Consider the following 10,935-nt stretch of genomic DNA (forward strand, 5'->3'; position numbering starts at 1 on the left):
TCAGGGCTTCTGCACCACCAACCCGCGCCGCTCCAGCAGCGGCTTGATGTCCGGCTCGTGGCCGACGAGGTTGCGGAACAGCACCATCGCGTCCTCCGCACCACCACGCGACAGCAGCTTGGTGCGCAGCACATCTCCGTTGGCGCGCTTGAGGCCGCCGTTGGCCTTCAGCCATTCCACCGTGTCGGCGTCCAATACCTCGCTCCAGATGTAGGCGTAATAGCCAGCCGAGTAGCCGCCCATGATGTGGCTGAAGTACGGCAGGCGGTAGCGCGGCGGCACGGGGCCGAAGTCGACGCCCTCTTCCTTCAGCACCTGAGCCTCGAAATCGACGATGCCATCAGCCGTCGGCGCCTGGCCGGGCTTGAGCTGGTGCAGGCGCTGGTCGACGATGGCGGCGCTCAGATAGGACAGTGTCGCGTAGCCCTGGTTGAAGCGCTTGGCGCGCGCCACCTTGTCCAGCAGCTCGCGCGGCATCGGCGCGCCGGTCTGGTAGTGCTTGGCGTAGTTGGCCAGCACGCTGGGCCAGTCGGCCCAGACCTCGTTGACCTGCGACGGGTACTCGACGAAGTCGCGCGGCACGCGGGCCAGGCTGGGGTAGCGGCCCTGGTTGAACATGTAGTGCAGCGCGTGGCCGAACTCATGGAACATCGTGTTGACCTCGTCCCAGGTCAGCAGCGTCGGCTCGCCGGCCGGCGGCTTGGGGATGTTGAGGTGGTTGGCGACGACCGGCTGCGTGCCCTCCAGCGGGTTCTGGCTGACGTAGGAGTTCATCCACGCACCGCCGCGCTTGCTGGGGCGTGCGTACAGGTCGGCGATGAAGATGGCGAGCTGCTTGCCGTTGGTGTCGAACACGTCATAGACGCGCACGTCGTCGCGGTAGACCGGCAGGTCCATGCGGCGCTTGAACGTGATGCCGTAGAGCTGCTGGGCCGCGAAGAACACGCCGCGCTCCAGCACGCTGGTGATCTCCAGATACGGCTTCAGCTGGCTTTCATCGAAGCCGTACTTGGCAGAGCGCAGCTTGTCGGCGTAGTAGCTCCAGTCCCAGGCCTGCAGCGAGAAGCTCGGCTGCCCCTTGGCGGCCTGGTCGCTGTCGACGAGCTTCTGCAGCTCGGCCGCCTCGGTCCTGGCCGAGGCCATCGCGGCGGGTGCCAGCTTGCGCAGCAGCGCGTTGACGGTGTCGGCGGATTGCGCCGTCTCGTCTTCCAGCACGAAGGCCGCGGGCGTTGCGTAGCCCAGCAGCGCGGCGCGCTCCTGGCGCAGCGCGATCACGCGCGACACCGTGCCGCGTGTGTCGAACGCATTGCCGCGGGCGCCACGCGCGACCGAGGCACGGTGCAGGCGCTCGCGCAGCGCGCGGTTCTGCAGGTCGGTCTCGAAGGGCTGGATGGTCGTGTTCAACAGCGCGATGGCGTACTTGCCGTCCAGGCCGCGCTTCTTCGCGTTGTCGGCCGCGGCGGCGATCTGCGCCGGGCTGAGCCCCGCCAGTTCGTCGGCGCTGTCGACGACGACGGCCGAATCGTTCACCTCGGCCAGCACGGCCTTGTTGAAGGAGGCCGTCAGCGTCGCCAGCTCGGCGTTGATGGCCTTCATGCGGGTCTTCTGCGCGTCGTTCAGCAAGGCGCCGGCGCGCACCATGTCGCGGCGGTAGCGCTCGACGAGGCGCTTGGCCTCGGCGTTGGGCGCCATCTTGTCGCGAGCCGCATAGACAGCCTCGACGCGCGCGAACAGCCGGGGGTTCAGCAGCACCGCGTCGCGCTGGGCGGCGAGCTTGGCGGCGTAGTCGGTCTGCAGTTGCTGGCGGGCCGGGTTGGCGTCGGCGCCGAGCAGGTTGAACAGCAGCGTCGTCGTGCGGCTCAGCAGACGGCCGCTCTTCTCGAGCGCGAGGATGGTGTTGTCGAAGGTCGGCGCGGCCGGGTTCTCGGCGATGGCCTTCACCTCGGCGAGCTGCTCGGCCATGCCCTGGTCGAGCGCGGGCGCGAAGTGCTCGTCGCGCAGCTTGTCGAACTGCGGGTAGTGCAGCGGCAGCGGGCTGACGGTCAGCAGCGGGTTGTCGGAGGTCTGGGCGCCCGCGAGGCCGGTGGCCAGCAGGGCGGACAGGATCAGGGGTGCGAAGCGGTAGGCAGGCATCGAGGGGCTGTCTTGTGGACGGAACCGCAAAGACTACAGGTGCAGCCTCCCGCTGCCACAAGGCACGGCGGGAAAGCCCTCGATTACTTCTCGCCCGGCATCAACCACTGCCGCCGCGACGCGAACACCGCGTTGGGATACTCCGGCCGCCCGCGGCTGCCGTTGTAGCGGCCCAGCGCGAGGAACAGGTCACCCTTCTCGATGTCGAGGTAGTGCCGCAGGATCACGCAGCCGAAGCGCAGGTTGGTCTGCATGTGGAACAGCGAGGACGCGTTGCCGTCACCGATGCTCTTGGTCCAGAACGGCATGACCTGCATGTAGCCCCGCGCGCCGGCCATGCTGATCGCGTACTTGCGGAAGCCGCTCTCGACCTGCACCAGGCCCAGCACCAGGCTGGGCTCCAGGCCCGCACGCTTGGCCTCGTACCAGACCGTCTCGAGGAACTCGATGCGGATCTGCGTCTCGGTCTTGCGCTTCTTCAGCCGCTCGCTCATCTCGCCCAGCCAGCGCAGATAGACCAGGCGCGCGTCGGGGTCGTCGAACTTCGGCCGCGGCGGCGCGGCCTGCGCGATGGAGGCGCTCAGCGCCGAGCGGATCGAGTCCGCCAGCGGCTCCTCGATCTGCGCACCGGCCCACGCACCGAACGGCGCAGCCAGCAGGCTCAAGACGGCCAGGCGCCGCTTCAAAGCTTCAGCAGGCCCTTCAGATGCGCGACGACATCGCCGACGGCAACCTTGGTCGCGGCTTCGTCGCGGCGGCCCTGGTACTCGACCTGGCCTTCCTTCAGGCCGCGGTCGCCCAGCACCACGCGGTGCGGCACACCGATCAGCTCCCAGTCCGCAAACATCGCACCGGGGCGCTCGCCGCGGTCGTCCAGCAGCACGTCCACGCCCAGCGCCTTCAACTCGTCGTAGAGCTTGTCGGCGGCGGCCTTCACCTCGGCGCTGCGGTCCGCACCGATCGGGCAGATGACGACGGTGAACGGTGCGATCGCGTCCGGCCAGATGATGCCGCGCGCGTCGTGGTTCTGCTCGATGGCCGCGCCCAGGATGCGCGTGACGCCGATGCCGTAGCAGCCCATCTCCATCAGCCTGGGCTTGCCGTTCTCGTCGAGGAAGGTCGCGTTCATCGCGGCCGAGTACTTGGTGCCGAGGTAGAACACATGGCCCACCTCGATGCCGCGCTGGATGGCGAGCACGCCCTTGCCATCCGGCGACGGGTCGCCCGCGACGACGTTGCGGATGTCCGCCACCACATCGGGTTCAGGCAGGTCACGGCCCCAGTTCACGCCGGTGAAGTGGAAGTCGACCTCATTGGCGCCGACGACGAAGTCGCTCATGTTCGCGACGGTGCGGTCGGCCACGACCTTCACGTCCTTCGCGCCGATCGGCCCCAGGTAGCCGGGCTTGCTGCCGAAGCAGGCCTCGATCTCGCCGGCTGTCGCGAAGCGGAAGCCGCCCTTCAGGCCCTCGACCTTGCCGGCCTTCACTTCGTTGAGGTCATGGTCGCCACGCACCAGCAGCAGCCAGATCTGGGTCTTGACGATATTGCCGTCCTTGTCGAGCTCGTCGGTAGCCAGCACCAACGACTTGACCGTCCGCGCCAACGGCAGGCCCAGCAGCGCGGCCACGTCCTCGCAGGTGCTCTTGCCGGGCGTCGGCGTCTTGGTCAGCGCCTGGGTCTCGGCACCACGCGACGCGATCAGCGCCACGCCTTCGGCCAGCTCCATGTTGGCCGCGTAGTCGCTGGTGGGGCAGTAGACGATGGCGTCCTCGCCAGTCTCGGCGATGACCTGGAACTCGTGCGAGCGATCACCGCCGATGGCGCCCGTGTCCGCCGCGACGGCGCGGTACTGCAGGCCGAAGCGGTCGAAGATCTTGCAGTACGCCGCGTACATGTTCTCGTAGCTGCGGCCGGCAGCGTCCACGTCACGGTCGAAGGAGTAGGCGTCCTTCATCGTGAACTCGCGGCCGCGCATCAGGCCGAAGCGCGGACGGCGCTCGTCACGGAACTTGGTCTGGATGTGATAGAAGTTTTTCGGCAGCTGGCGGTAGCTGCGCAGTTCCTGGCGGGCGATGTCGGTGATGACCTCCTCGCTCGTCGGCTGCACGATGAAGTCGCGGCCGTGGCGGTCCTTCACGCGAAGCAGCTCGGGGCCCATCTTGTCGAAGCGGCCAGTCTCCTGCCACAGCTCGGCAGGCTGGATGACGGGCATCAGGCACTCGACGGCGCCGGCCGCGTCCATCTCCTCGCGGATGATCTTCTCGACCTTGCGGATGACGCGAAGCCCCATCGGCATGTAGTTGTAAATGCCGGCGCCCAGGCGCTTGATCATGCCTGCGCGCATCATCAGCTTGTGGCTGACGACTTCCGCGTCCGCGGGCGCTTCCTTGAGGGTGGAGACGAAGAACTGGGAGGCTTTCATGGGCGGGCTGGAATGCGAAGGCCGGGTGAAAACCCGGCCGAACTCACGACAAAACAGGGACAACTCTTCGGGTTAGCGAGGGCGCTGGCGCAACCGCGGCCCGATGCAATAATCGAACCAACTAGAGATTTGAGGTTGATTATGCTCGACCGTGAAGGCTTCCGCCCCAACGTCGGCATCATCCTGCTCAACCAACGCAACGAGGTTTTCTGGGGCAAGCGCATCAGGACCCACTCGTGGCAGTTCCCGCAAGGGGGCATCAAACACGGCGAAACGCCCGAGCAGGCGATGTTCCGAGAGCTCCACGAAGAGGTGGGGCTCACACCAGAGCATGTGCGCATCATTGCGCGGACACGTGACTGGCTGCGCTACGAGGTGCCTGAGCACTTCATCCGGCGCGACGCGCGCGGCCACTACAGGGGCCAGAAACAGATCTGGTTCCTGCTGCAGATGATGGGGCGCGACTGTGACATGAACCTGCGCGCGACCGATCACCCAGAATTCGATGCCTGGCGCTGGAACGACTACTGGGTGCCGCTTGAGGCGGTCATCGAGTTCAAGCGGGGCGTCTACGAGATGGCGTTGACGGAGCTCGCCCGCTTCCTGCCACGCATCAATCACCACAACCGATACCTGCGTGCCGGCATGCGGCCCGCTCACCGCGAGCGCAACAGCGGGCCGGTACCGCTGGATTCCGCCAGTGGGCCGGTGCCGCTCGAAACGCCGCCGGATGGCGAGACGTCGAGCTGAGCCTCAGCGCAGGACCAGGTTGTCTCTGTGAATCAGTTCGGGCTCTGCGGCGTAGCCCAGCAGCGCCTCGAACTCCGAAGACGGCTTGCGCGCGATGAGCCGTGACTCGGCAGCCGAGTAGTTCGCCAGCCCACGCGCCAGCTCGGCGCCATCCGGCCCCAGCACGGCGATGACATCACCGCGGTGGAAGTCGCCTTGCACCTCGGTGACGCCGATGGGCAGCAGGCTCTTGCCTTCGCTGCGCAGCTTGGTGACGGCACCAGCATCGACCTTCACGGCGCCGCGCATCTGCAGGTGGTCGACCATCCACTGCTTGCGCGCCTGCAGCTTGGGCGTGGCGGCGTGCAGCGCCGTGCCGATGGCCTCGCCGCGTGCGAGACGCAGCAGCACATCGGGCTCGCGCCCCCAGGCGATGACGGTGCCGGCACCGCTGCCGGCAGCGCGCTTGGCTGCCAGGATCTTGGTCAGCATGCCGCCGCGACCGATACTGGAGCCGGCGCCGCCCGCCATGTGCTCCAGTTCGAGATCGCCTGCCTGCGCGTTGTCGATGAAGCGCGCGTTTGGGTCCTTGCGAGGGTCGGCCGAGTAGAGGCCGCGCTGGTCCGTCAGGATGACGAGGGCATCGGCTTCGACGAGGTTGGCCACGAGGGCACCCAGCGTGTCGTTGTCGCCGAACTTGATCTCGTCGTTGACGACCGTGTCGTTTTCGTTGATGACCGGCAGCACGCGATGCGCCATCAACGTCAGCAGAGTAGAGCGCGCGTTCAGATAGCGCTCGCGGTCGGCAAGGTCGGCGTGTGTGAGCAGCACCTGCGCGCTGTGCATGCCATGCGCGCTGAGCTGGCTCTCATACATCTGCGCCAAGCCCATCTGACCGACGGCGGCAGCAGCCTGCAGCTCATGCAGTTCCTTGGGGCGCGTCGTCCAGCCCAGCCGCTTCATGCCTTCGGCGATGGCGCCGCTCGACACCATGACCAGTTCGCGCCCTTCAGTTGCCAACGCCGCCAGTTGGCGGCTCCAGTTCGCGATCGCCTCGGCATCGACGCCGCGGCCCTCGTTGGTGACGAGGCTGGAACCGACTTTGACAACGATGCGGCGCGCGCTGGACAGCAGACTCATTCGGTGGGCTTGGGAGTATCGAAACGGACGTCGCGCTCTTCGAGCACACGCTGCTCGGCAGCGACGTGGTCGTAGATCGCGTGGATCAGCGGCTGGCAGCCCTGGCGGGTCAGCGCCGAGATCTCGAAGACCGGCCCCTTCCACTTGTAGCGCTTGATGAAGTCTTTCACGCGCGCGGCGCGCTCTTCCTCGGGCACCATGTCCAGCTTGTTCAGCACCAGCCACCGCGGCTTGGCGTGCAGCTCGGGGTCGTACTTCTTGAGCTCGGCGACGATGGCCTTGGCTTCCTTGACCGGATCGACCTCGGGGTCGAACGGCGCCAAGTCGACGACATGCAACAGCAGACGCGTGCGCTGCAGATGGCGCAGGAACTGATGACCCAGACCTGCACCTTCGGCCGCGCCTTCGATCAGCCCGGGGATATCGGCGATGACGAAGCTCTTCTCCGGCGCGACGCGCACGACACCCAGATTCGGGTGCAACGTCGTGAACGGGTAGTCGGCGATCTTGGGCTTGGCGTTGGACACCGCCGCGATCAGCGTGGACTTGCCCGCGTTGGGCTGGCCCAGCAAGCCGACATCGGCCAGCACGCGCAGTTCCAGCCGCACCTTCTTGATCTCGCCCGGCCAGCCCGGCGTCTTCTGCCGCGGTGCACGGTTGGTCGAGGTCTTGAAATGCAGATTGCCGAAGCCTCCATCGCCGCCCTTGCACAGCAGGATGCGCTCGCCTGGCTCCAACAGCTCGCCGATGACGGACTCGGTTTCCAGGTCCGTGATGATGGTGCCGACCGGCATGCGCAGCACGATGTCGTCGGCCGCCGCGCCGAAGCAGTCGGAACCGCGACCGGCCTCGCCGTTGCGCGCCTCGTGGCGGCGCGCGTAGCGGTAGTCGATCAGCGTGTTCAGGTTGCGGTCGGCCTCGGCCCAGACGCTGCCGCCCTTGCCACCGTCGCCACCGTCGGGCCCGCCGAACGGGATGAACTTCTCGCGACGGAAGCTCGCGCAGCCTGCGCCGCCGTTGCCGGCTGCGACATCAATGGTGGCTTCGTCAACGAATTTCATGGCGGGGCAGCCATCGTACTGGCTGAGTTGCGGACCGGCGCACCGTCATGTGGCGCGCCAGACTTCAGAAATGACAAAGCCCCGGCAGGCCGGGGCTCGTGTGTCGGGCGAAGCACTCGCCCGCATTGGCTGGCGCCTTAGGCGGCCAGCGGCGTGACGACGACCGTCGCGCGGTTGCTTGCACCCTTGGTGGTGAAGCTGACATGGCCATCGACCAGCGCGAACAGCGTGTGGTCCTTGCCGATGCCGACGTTCACGCCGGGGTGGAACTTCGTGCCGCGCTGGCGGACGATGATCGAACCAGCGGAGATCAGTTCACCGCCGTAAGCCTTGACGCCCAGCATCTTGGGCTTGGAGTCGCGGCCGTTCCGTGTGGAACCGCCGCCCTTTTTCTGTGCCATGAGTTAGCTCCTAGAAATTAGCGTTAGTCGACTGGGTTCAGCCGTTGACCGCGCTGATTTCCAGCTCGGTGTAGTTCTGGCGATGGCCTTGGCTCTTCTTGTAGTGCTTGCGACGGCGCATCTTGAAGATGCGAACCTTGTCGTGCTTGCCATGGCTGACGACCTTGGCGCTGACGGTGGCGCCAGCGACCAGCGGAGCGCCGACCGTCAGGCCGTCACCGCTGCCAACTGCCAGCACTTGGTCCAGCGTGACCTCGGCACCAACTTCCGCGTCGAGCAGCTCGACCTTGATCTTCTCGCCGGCAGCAACCTTGTATTGCTTGCCGCCGGTCTTGATGACTGCGTACATCTTCATCCTTCCGCACCTTGCGGTGCATTCACCTGGCTTTTTGACGACAACCAACAGGGGTTGCCGCGCTCGCCGGGCCTTTTTGTGAGTTTCTTTTCTCCCCGCACCCCGCACGCAAGGACGCGCGAAATGCAAAGAGCCCGCGAGTATACCCGTAGCTCGGCTCTTGTTGCAAGCCAAGCGCCGCACAGCTCCACGCAAGCCTGCACACGTCACCTGTTGCCCGATCCATGAGAGGCGGTGCGGACCGCTTCCTATAATCCTCCGATCCCTAGCTTGAGAGTCCAGAGTGCGCGTCGAGTCAGCCTCGCCCCCACCCCAAGTTGCCGAGGCCCTTGCCCTCCTGAACGCCGAAATGGCTCAGGTCGACGCTGTCATCGCCCAACGCCTGAGTTCCGAAGTGGCGCTGATCGACCAGATCGCCCACTACATCGTGCATGCCGGCGGCAAGCGCATGCGGCCCAAGCTCGTGCTGCTGTTCGCGAACGCGCTGGGCTTCGACGGTGCGGCTCGCTTCGAGCTGGCGGCTGTCGTCGAGTTCATCCACACGGCCACGCTGCTGCACGACGACGTCGTCGATGAATCCTCGCTGCGGCGCGGCAAGCCGACCGCCAACGCGCTGTTCGGCAACGCGGCGAGCGTGCTGGTGGGCGACTTCCTTTACTCGCGCGCCTTCCAGATGATGGTCTCAGTGGAGCGCATGCGCGTGCTGGACGTGCTGGCCGAGGCGACCAACGTCATCGCCGAGGGTGAAGTCCTGCAACTGATGAACATGCACGATCCCGACATCACCGTCGAGAGCTATCTGCGCGTCATCCGCTTCAAGACCGCCAAGCTCTTCGAAGCCAGCGCCCGCCTGGGCGCCGTGCTGGCGAACGCGACGCCCGAGGTCGAGGAAGCCTGCGCCGCCTACGGTCGCGCGCTGGGCACTTCGTTCCAGCTCATCGACGATGTGCTGGACTACGAAGGCGACACGCACGAGCTCGGCAAGAACATCGGCGACGACCTGCGCGAAGGCAAGACCACGCTGCCGCTGCTGATCGCGATGGAGCGCGCCACGCCCGAGCAACGCGCGATGCTGCGCCATGCGATCGAGGAAGGCGAGCTGGAAAAGCTGCAGGACATCGTCGCCATCGTGCGTTCGACCGGTGCGCTGGAATCCACCCGCGAGGCCGCCCGCACGGAGGCGCAACACGCCGCCGAATCTTTGAAGCTGCTGCCTCGCAATCAGTGGACGGAATCTCTGCTAGAATTCGCAATTCAGTCGGTTGAGCGTCATTCCTGACCTCAATCAGCAGAAGACATCGGGGTGTAGCTTAGCCTGGTAGAGCGCTACGTTCGGGACGTAGAGGCCGGAGGTTCGAATCCTCTCACCCCGACCAAACAAAAAACAGAAAAGCCTAAGTGGATCAAGCACTTAGGCTTTTTTACTTTGGATCGTCATTCATGCCGATTCAAAGCAAATTCTCCCCCTCAGTGTCCCAAGGTTGTCCCAAGCGGCTCGATGTCGTTATGACTCGATGGCTCGGCTTACGTCTTGACCAGCCCTGTGCATTTATCCATACTGTTGTTCATGGGTGAGAACAACACAGCGGCCCTGCCGGACACCCATGTTGCCGCTGTGTGAGCCGTTGGCTCGGGGCAGGTGAGGTTCAGGGAACGAGAGATAGCCGAACCAAGAGAGCCATCAACGCTCGGCGTGTACCCGCCAGGGTGGTGATGTGTTGATTCCCACGCCATCCTGACCCACCGTTTCCGTCCAATCCTGACCCACCCTTGTTTGAGCCTCTCGGGCTCAGGTTGTGGGTAACTTCCTCGGTTTGGACTCCTTCTTGGTGGTGGGTTGAGCTGAGCTGTTCTTGAACCGGTAGCTGTCGTTGCCGGTTTCAAGGATATGGCAGTGATGCGTAAGCCGGTCCAGCAAGGCCGTGGTCATCTTGGCGTCGCCGAAGACGCTGGCCCATTCGCTGAAGCTCAGGTTCGTCGTGATGACGACGCTGGTGCGCTCGTAGAGCTTGCTCAGCAGATGGAACAGCAGCGCGCCGCCGGACGAGCTGAACGGCAGGTAGCCCAGCTCGTCGAGCACGACCATGTCCATGTGGGCCAGCCGGTGCGCCATCTGGCCGGTCTTGTTGCAGACCTTCTCCTGCTCCAACTGGTTGACCAGCTCGACCGTGGAGAAGAAGCGCACGCGACGTCGGTGATGCTCCAGCGCCTGCACGCCGATGGCCGTGGCCAGGTGGGTCTTGCCCGTGCCGGGGCCACCGACGAGCACGACGTTCTCGGCGCGGTCCATGAAGTCGCCGAGATGGAGTTGCCGCACCAGCGCTTCGTTGACCTCGCTGTGCGCGAACTCGAAGCCGGCCAGGTCGCGGTAGACCGGGAAGCGGGCCTGCTTGAGCTGGTAGGCCACGGCCCGCACCTCGCGCTCGGCGGTCTCGGCCTTGAGCAACTGGGCCAGCAGCGGCTGCGCAGCCTCGAAGGCCGGTGCCCCTTGCTCGGCCAGCTCTCCCACGGCGTGAGCCATGCCGAACATCTTCAGCTCGCGCAGCGCGACGACCAGGGCGTTGTGCGTATTTCGGCCAACGTGACCGGTCATTTCGGTCATCGTGACCGACGCTGTTGAGGAGCGTCGGAGAGGTCGTTTCGGTATCGTGACCGCCCGTTTCGGCGATCGTGACCGCCGGGCCGGCGGCG

At 65.8% G+C, this 10,935-nt stretch carries 10 protein-coding genes and 1 tRNA gene; 3 read left to right on the forward strand and 8 right to left on the reverse strand.

The genetic code is table 11. The annotated features are described in order from the left end of the window. The 3 genes from ACG04R_RS13190 to ACG04R_RS13200 all read right to left on the reverse strand — a co-directional run bounded on the left by ACG04R_RS13190 (position 1) and on the right by ACG04R_RS13200 (position 4,558). Positions 1-2,133, reverse strand: coding sequence for a M3 family metallopeptidase (locus ACG04R_RS13190; protein ID WP_394410869.1), 2,133 nt, complete (start codon positions 2,131-2,133; stop codon positions 1-3). Between the two features lie 83 nt (positions 2,134-2,216). After that, positions 2,217-2,819, reverse strand: a complete 603-nt coding sequence (locus ACG04R_RS13195; RefSeq protein WP_394410873.1) for a lytic transglycosylase domain-containing protein — start codon at positions 2,817-2,819, stop codon at positions 2,217-2,219. Next, on the reverse strand, positions 2,816-4,558 hold the full coding sequence (locus ACG04R_RS13200) for a proline--tRNA ligase (protein ID WP_394410877.1): 1,743 nt from the start codon (positions 4,556-4,558) through the stop codon (positions 2,816-2,818). Before ACG04R_RS13200 ends, ACG04R_RS13195 begins: the two co-directional genes overlap by 4 nt. A 141-nt stretch (positions 4,559-4,699) precedes the next feature. On the opposite strand from ACG04R_RS13200, the gene ACG04R_RS13205 reads away from it, so the two are divergent. Continuing rightward, positions 4,700-5,308 carry an RNA pyrophosphohydrolase gene (locus ACG04R_RS13205; protein WP_394410923.1) on the forward strand — a complete coding sequence of 203 codons (609 nt, stop codon included), beginning with the start codon at positions 4,700-4,702 and terminating at the stop codon, positions 5,306-5,308. Positions 5,309-5,311: 3 nt separating this feature from the next. Here ACG04R_RS13205 and proB read toward each other — a convergent pair whose 3' ends face one another. The 4 genes from proB to rplU form a co-directional block, all read right to left on the reverse strand. Continuing rightward, entirely contained in the window at positions 5,312-6,427 is a 1,116-nt protein-coding gene (gene proB, locus ACG04R_RS13210; protein ID WP_394410881.1) for a glutamate 5-kinase, read from the reverse strand. Next, positions 6,424-7,488: a GTPase ObgE gene (obgE, locus tag ACG04R_RS13215; RefSeq protein WP_394410884.1), complete on the reverse strand. Its 1,065-nt coding sequence runs from the start codon at positions 7,486-7,488 to the stop codon at positions 6,424-6,426. Before obgE ends, proB begins: the two co-directional genes overlap by 4 nt. Positions 7,489-7,625: 137 nt before the next feature. After that, entirely contained in the window at positions 7,626-7,889 is a 264-nt protein-coding gene (rpmA, locus tag ACG04R_RS13220) for a 50S ribosomal protein L27 (RefSeq protein ID WP_268148837.1), read from the reverse strand. A 37-nt stretch (positions 7,890-7,926) separates the two neighbouring features. Continuing rightward, complete coding sequence (gene rplU / locus ACG04R_RS13225) at positions 7,927-8,238, reverse strand: 50S ribosomal protein L21 (protein ID WP_025564359.1); 312 nt, start codon at positions 8,236-8,238, stop codon at positions 7,927-7,929. A 355-nt stretch (positions 8,239-8,593) separates the two neighbouring features. Between rplU and ispB the strand changes: the two genes are divergently transcribed. Beyond that, entirely contained in the window at positions 8,594-9,523 is a 930-nt protein-coding gene (ispB, locus tag ACG04R_RS13230; RefSeq protein WP_394410889.1) for an octaprenyl diphosphate synthase, read from the forward strand. Positions 9,524-9,543: 20 nt separating this feature from the next. Continuing rightward, positions 9,544-9,620: transfer RNA gene (locus tag ACG04R_RS13235), tRNA-Pro, on the forward strand. Between the two features lie 413 nt (positions 9,621-10,033). On the opposite strand, the gene istB is transcribed toward ACG04R_RS13235, so the two are convergent. Beyond that, positions 10,034-10,837, reverse strand: a complete 804-nt coding sequence (gene istB / locus ACG04R_RS13240) for an IS21-like element helper ATPase IstB (protein WP_394410892.1) — start codon at positions 10,835-10,837, stop codon at positions 10,034-10,036. Positions 10,838-10,935 lie beyond the last annotated feature (98 nt).

This window comes from Pelomonas candidula (assembly GCF_043555985.1).
Lineage (GTDB): Bacteria > Pseudomonadota > Gammaproteobacteria > Burkholderiales > Burkholderiaceae_C > Pelomonas > Pelomonas candidula.